Source organism: Corallococcus terminator (assembly GCF_049194865.1).
In the GTDB taxonomy this organism is placed as follows: Bacteria; Myxococcota; Myxococcia; order Myxococcales; family Myxococcaceae; genus Myxococcus; species Myxococcus terminator_A.
Map to the genome: position 1 here is coordinate 132,326 of NZ_JBLZWL010000104.1, position 22,168 is coordinate 154,493.

Annotated in this window: 17 protein-coding genes; 9 read left to right on the plus strand and 8 right to left on the minus strand. The window is 65.7% G+C overall.

The window, feature by feature from the left end; translation table 11 throughout:
* Position 1 precedes the first annotated feature (1 nt).
* Both ACN469_RS31390 and ACN469_RS31395 read right to left on the minus strand, forming a co-directional pair.
* Entirely contained in the window at positions 2–2,161 is a 2,160-nt protein-coding gene (locus ACN469_RS31390) for a hypothetical protein (RefSeq protein ID WP_498773868.1), read from the minus strand.
* Positions 2,162–2,229: 68 nt separating this feature from the next.
* On the minus strand, positions 2,230–2,850 hold the full coding sequence (locus ACN469_RS31395) for a DedA family protein (RefSeq protein WP_498773870.1): 621 nt from the start codon (positions 2,848–2,850) through the stop codon (positions 2,230–2,232).
* 140 nt (positions 2,851–2,990) lie between these two features.
* Here ACN469_RS31395 and ACN469_RS31400 point away from each other — a divergent pair, with 140 nt between their 5' ends.
* The gene (locus tag ACN469_RS31400) at positions 2,991–3,308 is read left to right on the plus strand and encodes a hypothetical protein (RefSeq protein WP_498773872.1); all 318 of its coding nucleotides are present in this window, start codon (positions 2,991–2,993) and stop codon (positions 3,306–3,308) included.
* A gap of 9 nt (positions 3,309–3,317) precedes the next feature.
* Here ACN469_RS31400 and ACN469_RS31405 read toward each other — a convergent pair whose 3' ends face one another.
* Positions 3,318–4,505 (minus strand): DUF6183 family protein, encoded by a 1,188-nt coding sequence (locus tag ACN469_RS31405; protein ID WP_498773874.1) that lies wholly within the window; start codon positions 4,503–4,505, stop codon positions 3,318–3,320.
* Between the two features lie 251 nt (positions 4,506–4,756).
* On the opposite strand from ACN469_RS31405, the gene ACN469_RS31410 reads away from it, so the two are divergent.
* The 8 genes from ACN469_RS31410 to ACN469_RS31445 all read left to right on the plus strand — a co-directional run bounded on the left by ACN469_RS31410 (position 4,757) and on the right by ACN469_RS31445 (position 18,912).
* Complete coding sequence (locus tag ACN469_RS31410; RefSeq protein ID WP_498773876.1) at positions 4,757–6,118, plus strand: APC family permease; 1,362 nt, start codon at positions 4,757–4,759, stop codon at positions 6,116–6,118.
* Positions 6,119–6,300: 182 nt separating this feature from the next.
* The gene (locus ACN469_RS31415) at positions 6,301–7,032 is read left to right on the plus strand and encodes a methyltransferase domain-containing protein (RefSeq protein ID WP_498773878.1); all 732 of its coding nucleotides are present in this window, start codon (positions 6,301–6,303) and stop codon (positions 7,030–7,032) included.
* A gap of 143 nt (positions 7,033–7,175) precedes the next feature.
* Positions 7,176–7,661, plus strand: coding sequence for a hypothetical protein (locus ACN469_RS31420; RefSeq protein ID WP_498773880.1), 486 nt, complete (start codon positions 7,176–7,178; stop codon positions 7,659–7,661).
* Between the two features lie 868 nt (positions 7,662–8,529).
* Positions 8,530–9,978 (plus strand): putative metal-binding motif-containing protein, encoded by a 1,449-nt coding sequence (locus ACN469_RS31425; RefSeq protein ID WP_498773882.1) that lies wholly within the window; start codon positions 8,530–8,532, stop codon positions 9,976–9,978.
* Positions 9,979–10,007: 29 nt separating this feature from the next.
* Positions 10,008–17,081, plus strand: a complete 7,074-nt coding sequence (locus ACN469_RS31430; protein WP_498773884.1) for an RHS repeat-associated core domain-containing protein — start codon at positions 10,008–10,010, stop codon at positions 17,079–17,081.
* A 7-nt stretch (positions 17,082–17,088) separates the two neighbouring features.
* The gene (locus tag ACN469_RS31435) at positions 17,089–17,280 is read left to right on the plus strand and encodes a hypothetical protein (RefSeq protein WP_498773886.1); all 192 of its coding nucleotides are present in this window, start codon (positions 17,089–17,091) and stop codon (positions 17,278–17,280) included.
* Positions 17,281–17,895: 615 nt separating this feature from the next.
* Entirely contained in the window at positions 17,896–18,339 is a 444-nt protein-coding gene (locus ACN469_RS31440) for a hypothetical protein (RefSeq protein ID WP_498773888.1), read from the plus strand.
* Between the two features lie 144 nt (positions 18,340–18,483).
* A complete protein-coding gene (locus ACN469_RS31445; protein ID WP_498773889.1) occupies positions 18,484–18,912 on the plus strand; it encodes a hypothetical protein in 429 nt (142 codons plus the stop codon).
* 12 nt (positions 18,913–18,924) lie between these two features.
* On the opposite strand, the gene mscL is transcribed toward ACN469_RS31445, so the two are convergent.
* The 5 genes from mscL to ACN469_RS31470 form a co-directional block, all read right to left on the minus strand.
* Positions 18,925–19,332, minus strand: coding sequence for a large conductance mechanosensitive channel protein MscL (gene mscL / locus ACN469_RS31450; RefSeq protein ID WP_498773891.1), 408 nt, complete (start codon positions 19,330–19,332; stop codon positions 18,925–18,927).
* Positions 19,333–19,459: 127 nt separating this feature from the next.
* The gene (locus tag ACN469_RS31455) at positions 19,460–20,536 is read right to left on the minus strand and encodes a radical SAM protein (protein ID WP_498773893.1); all 1,077 of its coding nucleotides are present in this window, start codon (positions 20,534–20,536) and stop codon (positions 19,460–19,462) included.
* Positions 20,533–20,772, minus strand: a complete 240-nt coding sequence (locus ACN469_RS31460) for an anti-sigma factor family protein (RefSeq protein WP_141640579.1) — start codon at positions 20,770–20,772, stop codon at positions 20,533–20,535. Before ACN469_RS31460 ends, ACN469_RS31455 begins: the two co-directional genes overlap by 4 nt.
* A 69-nt stretch (positions 20,773–20,841) precedes the next feature.
* On the minus strand, positions 20,842–21,456 hold the full coding sequence (locus tag ACN469_RS31465) for an RNA polymerase sigma factor (RefSeq protein WP_498774135.1): 615 nt from the start codon (positions 21,454–21,456) through the stop codon (positions 20,842–20,844).
* A gap of 35 nt (positions 21,457–21,491) precedes the next feature.
* Complete coding sequence (locus ACN469_RS31470) at positions 21,492–22,079, minus strand: DNA-3-methyladenine glycosylase (RefSeq protein WP_498773895.1); 588 nt, start codon at positions 22,077–22,079, stop codon at positions 21,492–21,494.
* Between the last annotated feature and the right edge of the window lie 89 nt (positions 22,080–22,168).

Here is a 22,168-nt window from a genome sequence, read left to right on the forward strand (position 1 = left end):
CTCACGGCGACTCGCGCCGCGTCCCGCCCGGCGTCCCGTGTCGCAAGGGCCAGCCGCTCGGCTCCACCTGGACGCCGGGCCCCATTCCGTAGGACTCCAGCTTCCACACGCCGTCGCGCTCCAGCACGACGAGCAGCTTGTCCTGGAAGAAGGACGCGCCCGCCACCACCGTCGGGCGGCCCGGCAGCGGGCACATCACCAGCTTCTGCCCCCGCGCGAAGAGCTGGAGCCACACCTGCCGCCCATCCGGGAGCGCCGCGTCCGAGAGCACGCCCACCGCGCCGCCGTATATCAGCGCCGCGTCGTGCAGCGTCCCGGGCAGGTCCTCGAAGGGCAGCACGTCCACCTCCCACGTCGTCTGCCCCGTCGCCGAGTCCACCGCGCGCAGCACCGTGCGCTCCTCCTCTGGCGTGCACGGCAGACCATCCACGCGGTCGCAGGATTGGGCGAACAGATAGCCGGGCGTGCCCGCCGCCGTCAGCAGCGCGGGCTCGGCCCGAGGCGTCAACGTGCGCGTGCCCGCATCCCAGTCCACCGCCACCTGCGCGCCACCGTCCGTGGACACGAAGGCCCGCGTGCCCACCAGCAGCGTCCCTCCCGCCACCGCCAGCGACGCGCTCCCGCCCGGCACGCCTCCGTCTCCGAGCGCGGAGATGAGGACCTCCGTGCCACCGTCGGGCGCGAAGTCCGCGCGCTCCAGCCGTCCATCCACCGTGTAGCGATAGGCCGAGCCCTCCACGTCGAGCGCGAGCCGCGCCTCACCGCGCCAGGGCTCCACGGGCCCCGCGCGCACCACCGAGCCCGCGTCCTCATGTCCGGCGAGCCAGACCCACCGCGCGCCCTCCGGCGCCAGCGGAGGCGTCACTCCGCCATCCGCGCCCGCATCCGGCACGGGTCCCCAGGCCACGTGAGCGACCACGTCTCCTTCCGACGTCAACGCGACCTGTCCCGCCTCCATGTGTCCCAACCAGGGCCCCGCATCCGAGGGGGCGCCCATGGACTCCCACGAAGCCTCCCACTGCCGCGCGCCCGGTCCACGAGGGGCATAGGACTCCAGCCCTTCCGGAGCGAGCACCACCACGCCCGCATCGGACGCGGCCAGCAGGGCGCGGGTGCCGCCATCGGGATAGGAGGACTCGTAGCGCAGGAGGCCACCTTGCGTGAAGGAGACGAGCCGGCAGCCCGCGTCACCGCCACACAACGAGGTGAACAGCGCGCCGTCCTGGACGAGCAGCGCGGGCTGGCCCACGGGCTCTCCGCCCAGGTCCTGGCTGAAGTCGACCGGAAGGTCTCCCGCGTCGGGCTTCTCGCACTCGCCCCCCTGACAAGTGCCTTCACCCTGACACGCGGTGGCGGGCGCGCAGGTCATGCCATCTGGCGTGGGCACCTCCTTGCACGAGCCCCCGAAGCACAGGTTGGACGTCTTGCAGTCCACCGACCCGCACGGAATGAAGTCCTTCGCGTCCACCTCCTCGCAGCCGTTGTCGCGGTCGCACACGCCCACCTTGCACGGGTTCTTCGGCACCGGACACGCGACGGGCGACGTCACACACCCGAGGGTGGGCGAGCACGCATCCACCGTGCACGGGTTGTCGTCGTCACACGAGCGAGGGCTGCCCACGCACGCGCCCGACTCGCAGCGGCCGTTCGCCTGGCATCGACTGGTGGGGATGCAGGTGGCGCCGTCCTGCAGCGCCCGCTCCACGCAGGTGCCGGTGGCCAGGTCGAAGCTCGACTCGTGACAGGGACTGGAGGGGACACAGTTGAGCGGCCTCACGCCGAGCCCGGTGAGGCGCACGGTCTCCGTGCGTCCCGCGCCCGTCAACGACAGCGTGCCCTCCGCCGCGCCGTTGCCCGCGAGGAAGTCCACGGAGACAGCGACAGTGCCGCTGCCCGGCACCGTCACCTCGGCGACGTCCACGCTGAAGGGCGCGTCCGAGGAGGCCTTCACCGTGACGCTGGCGCGCCCGGTGGCCAGCAGCGTCACCTGACGACGCGTCAGCGAGCCCTCCAGCGCTCGACCGAAGTCGACCGCCGTTTCCTGGGGACGGAAGCCCTGGCGCGCGCCGCCCACACCCGGGTCATCTCCACAGCGACAACCCGCCACGGACAGCACGAGCGCGACGAGCAACGAAGTCCCTGGGTGGATGCGCGAGGCCATGGAGCCGACTCAAGCGCGCCCAGGCGGGGATGCGCAACGTCGGCGTGAGAGGCCGTCCGCCCAAGGACTCAAGGCTCGGGAGAGGGCGCGCGTCGCCGAGCGAACATGCGCACCAGCACCGCCACCACGCCCACCACCACCAGCCCCACCACCGCGTACTGGTAGCGGCTCATCAGCGCCGTCAGCTTCTCGAGGTTGCCGCCCACCGCCACGCCCAGCGCCAGCACCAGGCCCGTGTGCGCCATGGCCGACACGGCGCCCAGCCCCAGGACGTTGACGCGAGGCATGCGCGCGGCGCCCGCGGCGACGAAGATGAGGCCTCGGATGCCCGGCAGGAAGCGATTGGCCAGGAGCAGCCAGGGCCCGTTGCGCCGCATCCGGGACTGCACTTGCTCCAGGCGCGCGTGGGTGATTCCGAAGTAGCTGCGGCCAGGATGCTTGTCGAAGCGCCCCGCCAGCCAGTGCCCCACCATGTAGTTGATGGCCGCGCCCACGACGCTGCCCCCCGTCACGACGAGGAACACGAGCAGCCACGGTTGCGCGCCGCGCGCCGCGTACACGCCCCCCAGCAGGGTGATGGTGTCTCCGGGGAAGGGTGGCACGACGTACTCCAGCGCCGCCGCCAGCCCCAGCACCAGCAGCCCCAGCGGGCCGAGCGCTCCGATGAGCTGGTCGATGTATTCCACCATCCGCGCGAACAACCTCCTCCAGGTGCCAGACATCCGTCATAAGGCAGCACCCGCGGAGGGGAAAGCGTTGCTGGTGGCTGGTGAACAGAGTCGTGTGAGCGAACGTGCCGGGACGTCGGCTATGCTTCGCGCCCACCGCCATGATTCCTCCTCTCTATTGGGACAGGCTCACCGCCACCCTGCACGCCGTCGACTTCAACGGGAATCCCGAGGAGGCGTGGCGGTTCCTCGTCTACCAGGGGTTCGCCGAGGACTCGGAGGAGGGCCTGCGGTTCTTCGAGGACGTCGTCCGTGAGAACCGGGACATGGACCACCCCACGGGCAGCGGTCCGGTGAGCTTCATCGCCGCGGAGCTGATACGCGAGCGACTCGTGCGGTCCATCCACCCCAAGGACCCGGAGGGACGCTCGTCGAGTCGCGCCTTCCTCCTCTTCAAGCGCAGGAACACGCCCGCGTGACGCGCGGCCCTACGGGGCCTCGGGCTCGTCACGCACCGCGAGCAGCGCGAGCGACGTGCCCCCGGGGCGCAGACAAGCGACCCCCAGGCCTGGGGTTCCGCGCATGGGCTCATCCGACGGCACCTGGAACCGGTACCACCTGCAGACCTTCAGTCGGGCCGACAGGGCCGACGCCTCCAGCGGTGCGTCAAAGCCACTGAGCCCCGCCAGCGTGCGCCACAACGCGAGCCGACCGTACGCCGCGCCCTCTGCGCCTTGCCAGCCACGCGCGCCCCGCGCCGCCAGCGAGAACAGCTCCGACACCAGCGCATCGGGCTTCGTCCGCTCGCAGTCCACGTGCGAATCACCGCGCAGCAGCGCCAGGTCCAGGTCGACGAGCAGCGAGGTGATGCTGTCGGGTGGGGCCATGGGCAGCGCGGGGCGCAGCCTCAGCACGCGCTGCTCGACCTGACTGGGAAAGCCATCATCACCCCGTCCCGAGATGACGGCGGCGAGCGAATGAGGCACGGGCTCGTCCCGCAGCGTCAGCTTGACGTTGGGCGTGGTCATCTCGTCCTCGTCGTCCTCGCTCGACGTATTGGAGATGGTAACGGTGAGGAAGTCGACCGCGGAGGCCAGGTCGTCGACGCCCACGTCCCTCCCCAGGGAGGCTTCCCAGGGCATGCGCGTCAAGGGGAGCACCGCCAGCGGGTGTTCCCGGTCGGCGAGCGCGGCCCACAGCTCGCGCACCAAGGGCTCTTCGTCCAGCGCGGCGCCGCGAAGGACGAGCTCCTGCGCGGCGCAGGCGAACAGCTCCGTGAGGTCCTCGGGGCCCTGACGCCGCGCGAGCAGCTCGACGAACGTCGCGGCGGAGCGATGAGCGGCCAGCAGGTGAGCGAAATCCCGAGCCCGTCGCGCGGAGGAGTGCCGTCCCTGGAAGCGCGAGTCACGGGGCTGCCGAGCAAGCTCCAGCAGGGCCAGGGCGCTCTCGAGCTGCCCGTCGCGGGCGAGCACCTCTCCCACCCGGTCGGAGAGGGCGTGCAGTCGCCAGCGCTCCTCGGGGGGTGTGGACTCCTGGCGCGCCTCGAGTCCGGCGGCGAGCGCCACCAACGTCTCGAAGTCACCCTGCTCGCCCAGTCGCTCGACGCGAGGGAGCAGATCCCTCACACCGGAGGAAGTGCTGACTTCGTCGAGGAGCGCGCTCACCGTCGAATTCATGGCCGGGGAGCCTAGAGGAACAGGCGTCGTCGGTGGCGCGGAAAAAGAATGACAGCCAACGCTTGGGGCGGCCCGGAGTGCGAGGGAACGCACTGCACACCCCATTGCGGTGAGCGGGACTTTCAATCGCGCACGTCGAGCGAGGTGGCGTCATTGACGCAAGGCAGCGTCAGTGGGACCTCCCTGACGAGAGGTTGACCGACATGACCGTGCCGTCCCCCGAGACTCCCGCGAGCCGCCCTGGTCGGGGAATGAGCTGGCCCGCGATGGGGCTGTTGTCGGCCTCGGCCGTCATCAACCTGACCAACGTGGCGGCGATGGCCGAGTATGGGCTGGGTTCGGTGGTGCTGTACCTCATCCCCGCGCTGGTCTTCCTGTTGCCTGCGGCCTTCATCGCCGCCGAGCTGGGCAGCACCTGGCCCGGAGGTGTCTTCACGTGGGTGCACGAAGCGCTGGGTGAGAAGTGGGCGTTCTGCGCCGCGTGGCAGCAGTGGGCGCAGAACATCATCTTCTATCCCCTGCTGTTGTCCTTCGCCGCGGGCAACCTCGCGTACGTGGTGTCACCGGAGCTGGCGCGCAGCGGCCCCTTCAATGGCGCCTTCGTGATGGCGGGCTTCGGACTGTGCGCGGCGGTGGCCCTGCATGGCGTGGGTCACGCCTCGCGCTTCTCCGTGTGGGGCGTGGTGCTCGGCATCGTGCTCCCCACGGTGCTGTTGACGGTGCTGGCGGTGCTGTACCTCCTCGGAGGCCACGCGTCGGCGACGCCGCTGGAGGCGAGTCACTTCCTGCCGCCGTGGTCCGGCATCGGAGGGCTGGTGCTCGTGGTGGGCAACTTCCTCGCCTACGGCGGCGTGGAGGTGAGCGCGGTGCACGTCCGGGAGATGAAGGACGCGCGCCATGGCTATCCAAAGGCCATGGTGCTGATGGCGCTGCTCGCCACGCTCATCTTCGTGTTCGCCACGCTGGGCGTCTCCGTGGCCGTCCAGAGCAAGCAACTGGACTTGAGCGCGGGGCTCATCCAGGCGTTCGAGACATACCTGTCCGGCTATGGCTTGAAGCGGGTGGCCTCGGTCTTCGCGCTGTTGTTCCTTCTCGCCACGCTGGGCACGGTGCTCACCTGGATGCTGGGCCCCAATCACAGCCTGTTGCTGGTGGGGCGCAAGGGCTTGCTGCCGCCGCTCTTCCAGCGCACCAACAGCCATGGCACTCCCACGGCGCTCCTGGCCACGCAGGCCGTGCTGGTGGCGCTGCTCGCCCTGGCGTTCTTCGTCGCGAAGGACGTCAATCAAGTCTACTGGGCGCTCTCCGCCATGACGACGCAGCTCTACATCCCCATGTATGGGTTGCTGTTCGTGTCGGCGTTGAAGCTGCGACGCACGCGCCCCAATATCCCGCGAGGCTACCGGGCGCCCGCCCTGCCCCTGCTCGCCTGGGTGGGAATCGTGTCCTGCACCCTGGCCTTCATCGTGGGCTTCGTGCCGCCCAAGCAGCTCAAGGTGGAACAACCCATCGCCTATGTGGCGCGACTGGGAGGACTGGTCTTCACCCTGGCCGCCGTGCCCTTCGTGCTGTATGCGCGCCGAAGGCCGGAGTGGCGACAGCCGGGGCCGTAGTCCCTCGCTGGAACGAGACACCTGCCCGGTCGCGCCCCGCGCCGCGCATTCACGCGCATGGCGAGCCCGAACTGGCCAGACAATCCGCCGATGCGGCCTGAATCCCCGCCCTACCGGTTCGGCCTCCCGACACGCATCCTCGAACAATCGTCCGCCTCCAGCGGGCCCATCGAGGACACGTCATGGCCCATGAACACGCCGCTCACTCCGCCCACCACATCGTGCCGGGCTTCGGCGCCGACCGCGCCACCCACTACGACGCCCAGGCCGCCATCAACCTCGCCGGTGCCCAGGCCATGTATGAACTCGGTGTCAGCGCGCTGACCGCACAGCTCGACGGACAGGAGGCGGCCTCCCTGCTCTTCGTGGGCATGGGCACTGGCACGGAGCTGCTGCCCTATCTGCGCTTCGATGTCCCCAGCTGGCGATTCACGGGCGTCGACCCGTCCGAGGCCATGCTCGACGTCGCCCGTAAGCGCCTGGAGACCGAGGGCCTGCTCTCTCGGACGCAGCTGCACGTGGGCGAGCTGAAGACCCTGCCTCCTGGCCCACTGTTCGACGGCGCGCAGATGATGGGTGTGTTGCACCATGTCGAGGGCGAGGAAGCCCGGCTTGAGTTACTGCGAGAGGTGACCCGGAGACTCAAGCCCGGAGCGCCCTTCGTCGTGGGTTGCCGCGTCGGCAATGACCCCGAGCTGACGAACGTGGAGTTCCGGCGGCTGCGGGCCCATGGAATCCCCTCCGAGGCGCTGGAGAATCGGCGCAAGCGCATGGTGGAGATCCGTCCCATCGAATCCGACGCGGCCCTGTTCGCGATGCTCGCCCAGGCCTCACTGGTGGCCCCGCGTCCCATCTTCGTCGCACTGCAGTTCAAGGTCTTCCTCGCCCGCTTCGAACCTGGAGGAAAGCGCTGATAAAGTTGCTTCAGTCTCGCTCAGTCCTTCTCCCACAGAGGAACGGACTCACCTGAACCGGTGTAACTTCACACAAGGGATTGCCCCTTGAGGAGTACAAAAATCTCTGTCCTTATCGTGACACTCTCAACTCCGGATTCTAGATGAAGCTGACACCTCTGTCGGAACTCGTCGGTCGTCTGCGGACCATGCAGCTGGGGTTCATGCCCACGGAGGGCTACGACACCTTGGTCGCGTACATTCTCGGGTTCGATGTAGCAACCGGCGGAGGAGCACTCACCGGCCTTCGCGAGTGGCTCATCACCCAGGTTCGGGACGGGACCAATCTCCATTGGCCTACGCTGGTGAGCATGCTCATGCACCAACGAGCCGCTTCAAATCCGGAGGCCCGTGAGTGGGGAGAGAGGGAGCGGATCGATTTCCTCTGCGACACCCTCGATGAGTTCTTCAAGGTGCAGCAGTCTCGCGACGGACTGAGTACCATCTATTTCCACTACGAGGCTTGGCTCAGGAGACATAAGTGGTACGACCCGCCGACGCCTTACTGGCTCCCACCACCAGCACCGAAGCAGCCTTCGCGCAAGCGCGCCAAGAAGGCTCCAACGACTCGACGCAAATCAGGGGTTTGAGTACGACTGGCTGGCCTGCGACGAGGACGGATTCGTAGGCTTCTTCAGCACCGCTGGCGGGGGCTACGCGCCGGACGAACTCCTCCACGATGTCGCCGCACACAACCAGGCGATTTCCGTCATCCGGTCCCTAGCGTCGAACACGGAACCGATACCCGAACCTGGGCAACTCTTCGAGCCTGGGGACCCATGGCAACAGATGGCCGCGAGGGGGGCTCTATGCCTTCGACTCCTCGTTCCACGGCGGCCCCTATCACCTCACCGCCGCACCAGCAGTCCCCGTGCGACTCAGCGACCTCCCCGAGGCTGCACGCGCTGCGGGGCAGATCGTCTACAGGAGCCTCCGCTTCTCGGAGCTCAAGTCCATCGGCGAGGACCTGCTGCGGCGCCCGCCTGGACAACCCCTCCCCTGACTGCCCGCTCACGGTACATCGACCGTCATGAGCGATTCGCGTGCAGACGAGCCGCGCTGACCTCCACGTAGGTCTGTGTCCACCCCTCACCCTGGCTGGATGCACGTCCCGTCCCGTGGACGGACTGCTCGCCAGCGACGAAGCCACTCTCCTCCAAGAGCTCTCGGCGCGTCCATTGCAGAACACGTGGACACCGCGAGCGCATCTGGCGACCGCTGAGTCCTCTACCGGCGCGAGCCGGGCAGATTCGGCCCACAGCCAGGCGCCTCGCGAGACGATTTCCTCGCCAGCCCTGAAAGCTCACCATGCCTCGAATCTCCCGTGCCGACACGCGGCAATGGCGCCTCCATGCCTGCCGGATCGCACTCCTCATCATCACGATGGCTCTCCCGACGCTGGCGGCGCAGCCGGCAGCCACATCGCAATCACTGGATGCGGGAGCAATCGCGGCCCCTATGGGCTGCAATGGTTGCGAACCGCCAGAAGAGGTCTGCGAGCCCGAGCGCTGTGACGGGCGCGACAACGACTGCGACGACCTCATCGACGAAGGAGTCTCCCTCACCCTCTATCGAGATGCGGATGGAGACCAGAAAGGCGCCGGCCCTGGCCGACAAGGCTGCCTTGCCCAAGGGTGGGTCACCAACAACAGTGACTGCGACGACAACAACTCCTCCCTATGGCAATGGGTGAGGTACCACCGCGACGCGGACGGTGACGGCTTCGGAGCTCCGGGCAACTGGAAGGATGCGTGCGGAAAGCCTGCTGGCTACGTCACGGATGCCACGGACTGCAACGATGGGTCGGCATCCATCAAACCCGGTGCCTTCAAGTCCTGCGGGATTGGAGCATGCACCAACAGCATCCCGGCATGCGTCAACGGTGCCGAGTCAGCTTGCATCCCCAAGCCCGCGACCACGGAAGTGTGCGACCAGGTCGACAACAACTGTAATGGACAGGTGGATGACCTGCCGCCGGTCTCCTGTGGTGTGGGCCTCTGCCTGCGAACGGTGGCCGCCTGCGCCAACCACTGCGAGTGGGAAGAGTCTCGCGATGGGAAGCCACCCGTTGAGGTGTGCACCTGGGGAGCCAATGTCTGCAAGCCGGGCACGCCTCGAGCCGAAGTCTGCAACGGCGCGGACGACAACTGCAATGGAACCACAGACGAAGGCGTCCTGCTGACGCTCTATCGCGACGGGGACGGCGATGGGCATGGAGCGGGGGCTCCGATTGGAACCAGTTGCAGCGTGCCTGCCGGGAAGTCTTCCAGCGGCCTGGACTGTAACGATGCCAACGCAGCGGTGCATCCAGGTGCCCTGAAGCACTGTGGCGTGGGTACCTGCGCAACCAGCGTCCAGGCCTGCGTCAACGGCACCGAGCAGACCTGTACTCCGCGCCCTCCCGAGACGGAGTCCTGCGACCAGATCGACAACGACTGCAACGGGCAAGTGGACGACGTTCCGCCCAAGACGTGTGGCGTGGGTGCCTGCATTCGCAGCGTTCCCGCATGTGCCATGGGATGCTGGGAGGAAGAGACCGAGGACGGCAAACCTCCAAGGCAGGTGTGCGAATGGGGGGACCATGGCGTCTGCGTCCCAGGTCAACCTCGTGCGGAGGTCTGCGCCAATGGCCTCGACGACGATTGCAATGGCTGGCCTGATGACGCCAGCGACACCTCCACATGGGTCCAGTTCTTCGCGGACCAGGACCATGATGGTTATGGCGCCAACTGGGAGCCCCTGAGCGCCTGTCGACAGCCCGCGAATACATCCCGGCTTCGAGGAGACTGTGACGACACCCAGGCTGACATGAGACCAGGCGCCGTCGAGATTTGCGACGGCATCGACAACAACTGCTCGGGGTCGACAGACGAAGGCAACGTCTGCGACCAGTCCCTCTGCCAATAACCCGCATTCTTCGTTCGCGAGTATCGATCATGAGACACGACTCTCAATCCCCACGTCCCCCGGGGCGCATCAAGCGCTTCGCGGCGAACCTCACGCTGTTCTTCTACGGCACGCAGCTATTGAGCGGTTGCGTACCCGCGGACTCACCTTCGGATGGAAGCGACTCATCAGAGGTCGTACGCGCCCGGGCGGCGCTCGACACCATTCCCTTCGAGCTGCGCCCCGACACGATTCTCGACACCACCTCCGCCACGCCCGAAGCGCCTGGCATCACCCCCTTCACTGCGAACGTGACGGCCACCGGCTCGGCCGCCGTCTCGATCCCGCTCTGGGTTCCCCCGGGACGTGCGGGCATCCAACCCTCGCTTTCGGTCGTCTATGACAGCCAGGGCAGTGACGGACTGCTCGGCCCGGGCTTCAACCTGGCGGGCCTGTCTCAGATCACCCTCTGCCCCAACTCCTTCGCACGCGACGGCATCCTTCAGGCCGTGGACTTCCGCCATTGGGTTCTCCCGTCGGATGACGGAGCTTTCGACTTCTACAAGCGAGTCTATTGCCTGGACGGCGCGCGGTTGGCGCCTGCTGGCCGCACTCGTGAATTCAAGATGGAGCAGGACGCCTACATCAGCATCCACATCCCCGACAGCGACAATCCCGCCAATCCAAAGACCTTCGAGGTGCGTGGACGCGATGGACTCATCCGAACCTACGGGCGCACGACCACGGTCCAGGGAGCGTCGCGAGATGACGCACTCATTCAAGGCTTTCACAGGGGCTTCGAGCGTCAGACCTTCGATGAAATCTTCGATGCAGGCACCTTCGAGACAGGCAGCATCAAGACAACCGACCTAGGTGTCGTGACCATCACCTGGGCGCTCGCCTCCATCAGGGACCGCTTCGGCAACCAGATGGATGTGTATTATGACCAAGCGCCCGCCGTCGACGAGACGTCCGTCGCCTGGCATCGCCCGTCCCGCATCGTCTACACCAGTTTCCGCCGCGATGCCGACGACCCTGAGACCGGTTCGACGCAGGTCACTGGCGAAGACGGCCGACGTGAGGTCGCCTTCGAGTACGAGTCCCGGCCCGATACCTTCACCGGTTACCTCTCGGGGGTGAAGGTCGGACGCGACTTCCGGCTGTCACGCATCAACATGAACGGCCCGAGCCTTTCTCCAGATGGGAACACGGTCTCCACGGTCCTGCTGCGCTCCTACAAGTTGCAGTACCACCCCGGCACCGTCAGTCGGCGCAGTCTGTTGACGGAGTTGCGCGAGTGCGATGGCCGCGACGTCTGCAAGACGCCCATTCGCTTCGACTGGGAGCAGGGCTCCTGGGACTTCGACTACCTGCCGGCCGGCAACGTGAGCAATGCCAAGGCGGGCGCGGGTCTCAATGCTTTCGGGCTGGGGGCCGGCCGACAAGGCCTCGCCTACTTCACGGGCTCCGTCCTCAAAGACGAGACAGACTACGACTATCCCACGGACAACACCGTGCAGAACTGGGAGGACCGGATGCGGCTGCTGCAGTACCCGGACGCCACCTCTACTACGCTCGATACTTCTGACATCAACGGCCGCGTCCGCTGGGATCCCTACTTCAATAACGATGGGGGCATCTTCGGTGGCGGCGATGAGAACCACTTCTGCGGCGATCGCGAAGACCGCAATCTGTATCCCATGGTGACAGACTGGGATGGTGCCGGTCACTCCACCGTCGTCGGGCTCTCCTGTCATTGGGGCTTGTTCCGGGGCCTTGATAACTACACTCCCGTGTATGGCCATAAATCCAATCTCCCAGGCGAGAAGATTTATGTAGTCGGCTCCGAGCCGAATCCGCAGTACTGGCTGGATTTGGATGGTGACCGCCGCAATGAACGCGTGTGGGTGGGGCGACACGAGGTAGACATCAAGAATCCGAACCCGAACGACCCGGACCCGTCCGTCAGACGTCGTGTCGTCATCGACAACCCTGTTCCGCCTTCCACGATGAGACAGCCGATGGTGCCCTACGCCCGGCTGAGCCCCATGTCAGAGTCGCTCATCTACCAGAGCTCTCGCCTCGGCTTGCGCGTAACGGATCTCGATGGCACCGGCAAGATGAGTCTGGTGGGCCTGGGCCGGAGCCCGAGCATGTTCCTGGACGCGGTCAGGTTCCGGGAGATCCCATCTCGCCATTACTCCGACGGTGAGCTGAAGGTCGTACCGACCACGTTGCGCAGGCCCCCCAACTTTGCCCCAGTCTTCCCAAACCTGTTCGCCTTCACTTTCGACTTCATCGACGTGAACGGTGACGGCCTCCTGGACGCGGTGACGCTGGGACAGCCCGTGGCGACCGATGCCACGCTCAAGTTCCTGATTCAGCTCAACACCGGAAGGGGCTTCACCGAGGCGCGCGAGACGGTACTTCCCAGCAACTTCAGCACCGTGTTGCTGAATGCCAAGACGGAGCACGGCGACTTCGATGGGGATGGCCGCGTGGACCTCGCCATCTTCCGGCCGGGCTCGCCGGTCCACCTGCTGCTCGCGGGCCCCCAGGGTGAGTTCACCCAGCTCATGAACCTGTCGAATGTCCCCAGCGGGGACACCAAGGACTGGTCGCAGGTCATCGACGTCAACAACGACGGCATCCTGGACTTCACCTACCGCGTGGGCAACGAGTTGCGCATCGCTCGGCGGCGCAAGCCGGTGGATGAGCTCAAGCGGGTGCATGGCAACATCCAGCTCGCCACGTACCAGGGTTACTCAGGCCTGAACTACTCGTTCGAGTACGCACCGCTCTCCCAGAGCAACCCGCACGGGCCCGTCACGCCGAGCGAGCCTTTCTACGCCAAGAGCTACACCGCGGATCCGACCATGCCGCCGTGGCTGCCTATGCCGCCGTGGCTGCGACTGCCGCCCGAGACAATGCGTGTCGTTTCACGCCTGTCACTCAACTCCAATGAGCAGCGAGTGCAGAGCTGGCGCCATCTCTATCGGGACGGTCTCTCAGACACGCGCGGCCTGGGCTGGTTGGGCTTCGGGCAGCGCGTTGTCATCGACGAGGTGACGGGGATTCGCACCACAACGACCTACGACAACCGAACGACAATCGAAGGCTTGCACCGCCAAGCGAAGGCACCTCTGGCACACCTGCCTCAGGAGGAGACCGTCGAAGTACCGATGGATGCGGACACCCATCTCCAGACGCACCGCAAGTTGTTTTATACCCGCACGCCAGCGATCCATGCTTCGACGTACCAGCAGTATGCCAACCGCATCGTCGAGACGGTTCGCGAAATCAGGAACGGCTCCTCGACGGTGGTCTCCGAGTCGGAGACGCTCACCGAGTTGGATGTTTACGGCACCCCTCTCTCTCAGACCGCACTCATCCACGGAGCGAGCACGACCGAGCAGGTGAAAACGGTCACCGTGCCGAACTTCAACACCAGCACCTGGCTGCCCCAGGGCACTTGGAGCGTTACCACGTCTTGGATGTCCTGCGCCAGGTCGCCCGTGGTCGGCTGCGCAGGGCAGCCCACTGCCGACAATGTTCGGACTCAGCAGGTGACCTACGGTTCGCGCGGTCAGGTCGAAAGCGCCGAGAACGAGCCGTCTCTCGTCGGCGAGGCCGTGACTCCCACGACCTCCGAGACGTACCTCAAGACGCTCTTCACCCGAAACACCAAGGGCCTCGTCGAGCAGGTGTCTCAGCAAGGCAGCGGCATTACCCGCGCTGAGTCAGTGACATACGACGGCCTCGACCAGACGCAGCTCTCCACCACCACGGATGCGGAGGGCGCCACCTGGCGCTACCTCTTCCATCCGGGCCTGGGGGTCCTCGCGCAGACGGCCGACCCCAATGGAGTCCACGTGCGCTTCCAGTACGACGGCTTCGGTCGCCAGCGCATCGTCACGCCAATGTACCGGGGCCCCTCCATGGCACCCGCGAACAAGTCCATCGTCGAGACGCACTACGAATGGAACGGGCCCCTGCCACAGCACCGGACCCAGGTGGCTACGAGCGCCTCCGTGAAGGATGAGACCCTTACCCGCTTCGACGCGATGGGACGTCCAGTGACGACCCAGTCCGCACGCTTCGACGGGCAGACAGTGAGATCCACCGTCACCTACGATATCCTCGGGCGCGTGGTGAAGCGAGAGATGCCCCGGACCAGCGGCGAGCAGTCCGCGTGGGAAGGCTACGAGTACGACGCGCTCAACCGAGTCGCCGCTCGTCGCTTCGGCGATGGCACCACGGGTCTCTCTGGCAAGCTCGTCGAGAGCTTCAGCTACTCCTTGCCCGCGCCCTACACCTCGCAGGCGATGTCCACGGATGCACTCGGACAGGTGAAGAAGACGCTCATCGACTTCCGTGGGCTGATGACCCACGCCACCGAGGCCGTGGGAACATCCAAGGAAGCAACCATGACGTACTCCTACGGCCCCTTCGGTCGCCTGGACTTCATGACTGATCCGGCTGGCAATCGTAACTCCCTCATCTACGACGCCGAGGGTCGCCTGGATCACACCGTCGACCCCAATGCGGGGACTCGCTTCTTCCTCTACAACGCCTTCGGCGAGCTCAAGAGTCAGTCCGACGCGCCCCCCGGTGCGGCCGGGCGCCTCACTACTACCTACCAGCGTGACCTTCTCGGTCGCGTCCTCGCCTCCTCCAGTCAGAAGGAGAGCCTGGAGTATGTGTACGACGACGGGCCTGGTGCCATGCGCCGCCTGACGCGCGCGACCCGTACCCCTGTCGGAAACCCCAGTGGAGTCGTCATCACGGACTACGTCTTCGACGCCTTCGGGCGCGAGACGGACCTCGCGCAGCGCGTGGGCGGCGAGACGCTCGTGACGAGCCGTCAGTATGACGACTACGGCCGCACGAGCCGCCTCACCTATCCGGTGGCGCTCAATGGCGTGCCCTTCTCGATCAACCGCTCGTATACGGACCGAGGAGACCTCTCGAGCATCTACCGGAGCAACTCCATCACCAATTATTGGCGGGCTTACGAGCAGGACAGCATGGGCCGGCTCAAGACGGCCCATTATGGCAACGGTGTCGCACGCCTCTTCCGCTATGACCCCCAGGGCCGCCTGCGCTTCACGGAGGCCAAGCGCGGAGGCAACAACGTCCAGCGGCTCGCCTACGAGTACACCGAGAACGACAATCTCTCAGAGCGTCACGACCTCGAACTCGGCGTCACTCAGAAGTACACCTACGACGCGCTCGACCGCCTCGAGCGCTGGAAGGTGCAGCAGAACTGCCCGAATCTCGACGTCCAATTTCAGTACGACAAGCTCGGCAATATGCTCAGCCGCGCTCCCGTCACCGGCGCGGAGCCCTCCGCAACGCTCGACTACACGTCAGGCCCCACGGGTGGCCCTCACGCTGTCAAACAAGCCCAGCTCGGCGCCGAGTCCTTCACCTACGAATACGACCACCGCGGCAACCAGATTGCCTCGCGTGATGCCCAGGGCGCCCTGGTTCGGGCGGTGCAGTACACCTCCTTCAACCTCCCCGAGAGCGTCACCGCCTCGAGCGGTACTGTCCGCTTCGACTACGACGCCTCCGGCAGCCGCGTCCGCAAGCGCTCTGCGGATGGCCAGGAGGAGACCGTCTATCTCGGTGGTCTCTACCAGCGTCGCAAGCAGGGACTGACCACCACCCACATCCTCAGCATCCCCAGTCCAGAGGGCGTCATTGCCGAGGTCTCCTGGAATGAAGGCTCCGCCACGGAGTCCACGCGATACTTCCTCAATGACCCGCAGGGCAGTCCCGACACCGTCACCGACGCCTCGGGCACTGTGCTCGAGCGCATCAAGTATGAGCCCTTCGGAGCCAGGAGACAGTCGAGCAACCTGGCTCAGTCCTTCACCACGGGCCACTTCGGGGCACGAAGGGGATTCACAGGGCATGAGCACGACGACGAGTTGGGCCTCATCAACATGCGTGGGCGTGTCTATGACCCACGGCTGATGAAGTTCCTCAGCGTGGACCCGGTCATCGCTGAACCGGGCTCGGCGCAGGCGCACAACGCCTACTCCTACGTGCTGAACAATCCCACGCGCTACACGGACCCAAGTGGTTTCTCACCCCATGGTGGAGACCTGGTGAGCCGATGGGATGGAGGTTTGACGGGGACAACACAGTTAAACCAGATCATGATGATGAGTGCCCTGGATTGGCACCAGTCCGCGACAGGGCCGGACCTGTACCTGCCCAGCATCGACCTCAAGGTTCCAAGCGTCGAGACCCTCGACGACGCGAAGGCCCAGCCCGATGCGCGCCACACGAACGACATCGGGCAGAGTTCCGGCTCCTCCAAGTCAGCCTTGACGTCCCTGTTGACCAAGGCTTCCGCGAGCTTTAACGAAGGCGCGGAGATGGTCCCCTGTGGACCTCACCTGGGATGCCGCGCAAGCAAAGCCATCGTTGGTTCGCAATTCGACAGCATGCTGAATGCGTCGGCGGCATATGACAGGTACGCCCCTGTCAGCAAGCTCGCCGCAGCCAGCTTCGCCATCAACGAGTTCATCCCGTTCGTGTCAGCGGGTGAGAGCTATCTCGAAACCAGGTCAGCCTGCGGCAACGGGGAAACGGGCCGCTGCGTCGTCGGCGCAGGGAAGACGGCCTTCTACACACTCGCGTCTGGCGCCAGCATCTTTTCCGCCATCGAATCGGGAGGTAGCGTTGCATCCGCGCTCAGAACCCCCGTCAGGAGTGCTCGTGGCGCGCTGGACGATTTAACTCGAGCATTCCGGGCTCGCGCCCCCCCGCCCCGTGGCTCTTTCTCCATGACCACGAACGCAGCAGGTGGAGAGGTCTGGACCTCCAACGGGGAGATCATCCAGTTTGACTTCGCTCACCTCGTGGAAAGCGCCCGCCAGAAGGGCGATGTACACATTCTCTCGGGGGCTCACGGCTCGCGCGGGGGCCTGATCACTTCGGCGCCAATTTTCCTCAGGGATGACACATTTCGATGGAGAGATGCCCTCAACGTGAAAGTCTATGATGTCACCAGGCTGACGCCCGACAAGATTACGAGCATCCTGCGAGGTGAGGGAACCATCGTCGAAGGCCTCTGCTATAGTGATGTCTGCCTCGCACCCTTCAGATAGACACGACATGACCGAAAAGAAGTTGAGAGAGTACCGAGCAATCATCCAGATCGGGGGCAGCGCTCAGACTGAGCCTAGTCTGCGGGTAACCGTGATGGCAACCGACATTGAAGAAGCCTACATGCTTCTCTCGGAGAAGTATGGCAAGGGCACCGTCTTCGACCTGCACAATGAAGAGGATGCGAACACAATTCGATAACCATGTCGGCTGAAAGATCGGCTCCGGGGTAGATGAGGATGGGCTCGCGGTCTTCCAGATCGCGGGGCCTCCTCAGTAGGGGCATAGGCCACGGTTCCAGATCAGGCCTGTGCCCACCCCGAAGACAGGAGCAGCGAGGACCTGATATGGGCCCAGCCCGGACAGCCGCTCGCTTGACTGAAGCAACTTCCGGACGACACCTTGCGGGATTCGAAGAGTTCGCGCCGAGCAGCAGCTCAGCATGGCGCACGCTCTGTGAGAATCCATGAGGACTCTTGAATTTGGTCGCTTTGGTCGCACGAACGTTTGGCTTGGGGTCACCCCGCGACGCCGATGGATGCATCAGGCATAGCCAGCCGAGTGGTATCCGCGGGGTCGACAGCGCCTTTGATTCACGCTGTCGGTTTCGCGACCATACGGCCGCCCATGTGCCGGTGGGCTCCAGCCCGAACTTCATGGCACGACTCTCCCGCACAGTCGTGGAATTGATGCTTCGAGGGAATCTGACTGACGACGCACTGGATGCGATACTTGAACCGCTCCCGAGGCACTGAAAGGGGTTGAGTGAAGCCCGGGAATTGCCCGTGGCCCCGAAAGGTGCATCCAGACTCCATCATGAACACTCCCAAGAGCCCATGGAGACGCCTTACAGCGGAATTAGACAGGGAGGGGCCGCTGCCCGGCCCCATCCAGCGCGAGTTCACTTCGTTGAAACAGGAGTCCTTTGACTTCCTGATGAACATCATCGAACAACGAACCGGCACTCCTCGACAACTCAAGAACGCACTCCTGATGGCCTCGAAGATGCGGGGCTGGGGACGAGCGCGTTTTGCACTCACGCTACCCGGTCTCTGCGAGCACGATGACTTCAACCTGCGGACCGCGGCACTCCGAATCCTTGTCTTGTGGCTCAAGCAGGCAAGAGCCTCCCCAGCAGAACGAATCGAAGGATATGATGAGCGTTTTTTCGACGAGCCCATCAACAAGGCACTTGTGCTCGGCGTTGACGAAGGCACTGAGTATCTCGCGCGCGCGCACCTGGCCCCTGCCGCAGAGTAGCTCCTTCACCGGATCGGATAGACTCCCACAGTGCCGCCATCCACTTCACGTCGCCGAGGCAACAGCAAGAAGGGTGCTTCCTCTACCCCGCCCAACCCTTCACACCTGCCCCGAGTCCTGGACCAAGTCAGAAGGACTCCGGGGATGTATGTCGCACGCCCAAGTTTCGACGGCTGCGCCGACTTCGTCCAGGGCTTCGACTCCGCCTGGGCTGGTGGGCTTCTCTTCGGATTTCGCGAGTGGCTGATCGTCAAAGTCGACGGCGCGTCCAACTTCGCCTGGCCAGGGCTCGTGGTTCTCCTGGCACGAAAATCAGGTCATCCGGAGTTCGACCCCACGGAAGAGAAGCCCGAAAACGTCGTCTTCCTGTTCGACACCCTCGAAACCTTCCTCGCCGAGAGGAAATCCATTGACGGCCCCAGGACCATCTTCCACCGCTACGACGACTGGCTCGGAAACCAGGAGTGGTACCACTCCGGTTCCCCTCACTGGGTGCCCCGACAGGCCGACCTCGCCAAGAAGCCACGAAGCACCCAGGCACGCCAAGGTCTCTCCAAGAAGCCCACCCAGTAGGCACTCAATCCCTCACACCGTCACCAACACCGAAGTGCACGCCCTGCACCGCCGTGCCTCCAACGGAATCGTCTCACGGCACTCCGGGCACACCTTCGTCGTGGCCGGCGCGGGCTCACCCTTCTTCCCGCGCTTCGCCCACGCCTGTCCCACCTTCGCCACCACGATGAACAGCACCGACGCGATGATGATGAAGTCGAGCACCGCGCCCAGCAGGTGCCCCAGCCGCAGGTTCAGCGGCGTCGCCGTCGCGTTGCGCCAGTCACCTCCCGGCAGCACCGCGCCAACCACTGGCATCACCAGGTCCGCCACCACCGCCGTCACGATGGCGGAGAACGCGTTCCCCATCACCACCGCCACCGCCAAGTCCACGACATTGCCCTTCAGGGCGAACTGCTTGAACTCCGAGAGCAGGGACACGGGAACACACCTCCGTCACCGGATGGCCTGCTCCCCGTATGCCGTTGCACCAGCCGGAGGGCCCCGGAAACGACGGCACCCTAACCGCCCCACCCCGCACCCTCGGCTCGCCCAGCAGGGCACACTGTCACGTGGTGGGCGAAGTCGACTCGGACACGGGCACCGGCATCACCGTGCCCCCGTACTGCGTCGCAGCCAACGTGCCGCACGCCGCTCCAATCTCCTTGCCCCCTGAATACCGCCGCGCCACCGGCGCCTTCAGTATCTGCAAGTAATCACGGAACGCGCTCAGCTCCTCCGCCGACGGCGGCAGGTACTTCCCCGTCGGGTCCGTCACGTCGATGAGGTCCACCTTGATGGGAATCCCCTCGAAGGCCACCTTCAAGGCCTCCGCGTCCTCCCGCCCCAGGTTGAAGCCCGATATCGCCACATAGGCAATCATCGCCCGCTCGCGCCGCACCTGGCTGTACTCGCGAATCGCCTCAATCAACTCCGGCAACGGATGCGTCTTCTCAATCGGAAGCACCTTCATCCGCTTCTCGGAAATCGCGCTCGTCACCGAGAAGGCCAGCCGGTACGGATGCCCCTCCCGCGTGTAGCGACGAATCGCCGGCACATGCCCCGCCGTGGAGAAGGTGATGGACTGCCCCGAAATCGAGAAGCCCGCCGGATTCGACAGGATGCCCGCCGCCCGCAGCGTCTCCTTGTAGTTGAGCAGCGGCTCCCCCATCCCCATGAACACCACACCCCGCACCGGCCGGTCCGCCTCCGCCCGCACCTGAAGCACCTGGTCCAGAATCTCCCAGGTCTGGAGGTTGCGTTTGAAACCCAACTTCCCCGTCATGCAGAAGTCGCACGCCAGCGCGCAGCCCACCTGGCTGGACACGCAGAGGACGTACTTCTCATCGAAGATGGGAATCCGGACGGCCTCAATCCGCCCGCCCAGCGGCGAGTCGAAGAGGTACTTCACGAAGCCGTCGTCCGCCCGACGCCGCTCCACCACCTGGAGGCTGGGCATCTCGGCGTGGGCCTTCAGGTGGTCCGCCACCCGCCGGGGCACCTGGGGCGAGCGGGCGACCTCCTCCACCGAGCCGAGCCCGTGGGCGAAGACGGCGGCGAACACCTTGCGGACCGCGGTGGGGGACGGGGAGAAGGGCGCGAGCGCCTCCGCCAGCTCCGGCAGCGACAATTGCTTCAGGTTCACGAGGCGGACTTGATTTTGGTGCGAAGGAACTCCGTCAGCTTGGAGCTGACCTCCTTCGGCATCCTCGCCGCCAGCGCGCGCTTGCACAGACTGGGCGTCGCCCGGTACGTGTTCAAGAACTCCTCACAGGGCGAGCACCCCGACAGGTGCTCCTGGAGGTGGCGCGACTCCTCGGGCGACATCTCGCCCTCGAGGTATTCCAGCAGGAGGTTGATTGAGTCTTTACAGGTGTACATCCGAACCTCGGCTGGCTGCGGCACGCCCTCGTCCTCGCTTCGGAAGATGCGGAGCCCCCCGGTTGCGTTTCACGGCCCGCGATTGTCCCGGTTATAGAAGGCGTCGATCGCCTCCCGGAGCGCGAGACGAGCCCGGTGCAGGCGGCTCTTGATGGCGGGGATGGAATCCCCCGTCACCTCTGCAATCTGTTCGTAACTGAGGCCGTCCACGTCTTTCAAGAGGAAGACCTCACGATACCCCTCGGGCAGCCGATCCGCCGATTGCCGGATGGCCTGACCCAGCTCTGCGTCCAGGGCCTTCTCCTCGGCGTCCCGGCTCCAATCCGACACCGGGTAGTCCGCCAGCGTACCCCGGGGGGTGAACTCCGGCCCCTGGAGCTCCGCCTCGGCCGCCTGGGTCACCCGCCGGTGGCGCAAGCGCATGAGCGCATGGTTGGCCGCTATCCGGTGCACCCAGGAGCCGAAGGCCGCATCCCCGCGGAAATCCTTGAGATGTTGGTAGGCCGACAGGAAGGTGTCCTGGGTGATTTCGGCGGCGTCCGCCTCCGAGCGGGTCATCCGCAGGGCGAGACCGTACACCTTGTCCTGGTGTGACTCCACCAGGGCCTCGAAGGCGGACATGTCCCCAGCCTGCGCGCGGGCGAGGAGCTGGCGATCATCTTCCGTGGCGACCTCGTCGGGCATGGCGGGGCGCACCCAACCAGCCAGAAGCGCCTTCGTCAAGGCCGGTTGCGAGCTCTCGTCGAAGGCCGCTTGCTGACGTGTTGACTGTCCCGGACCCAGAGCCGGAAGGGCTCCTGGGCCCACGCCCCCGCGTAGTCCACGCCGATGCGCGGCCCCCGCTCCACCCGTGCCTCCGCCACCTCCACCCCCGGCAGCAGGTGCAGCCCCGGAGAGCTCAGCTCCAGCCGGTTGTGCAGAAGCGTCAGCCCCAGCGCCTTGCACAGCTTGCCCGGCCCGTCCGTGCGCGCTCCGGCCGTGAGGCCCTCCACCGGCTCCACCGCGCGCACCAGCACCGCCGCCGCGACTCCCGGCGCATCCGTGACGACGTTGAAGCAGTGGTGCATGCCGTAGACGAGGTACATGTACGCCCGCCCGGGGGGGCCGAACATCACCTCCGTGCGCGGGGTGAGCCCCTTGGCGGCGTGGCAGGCCAGGTCATGCTCCCCGATGTACGCCTCCGTCTCCACGATGCGACCCACCCGGCGCTGGCCAGCGGCGTCCACCACCACGAGGAGGGTTCCCAACAACTCACGGGCCACCACCAGGGCCGGCCGCGCATAGAAGGAAGGGGGCAAGGCAGTCACGGTCACCCCGGGATTGTACCGGCCAACACATGGGTGCGCCGGAGAAGGTGCTTCCGTCCGCCAGCGAAAACCCGCAGCGCATTTCTCGC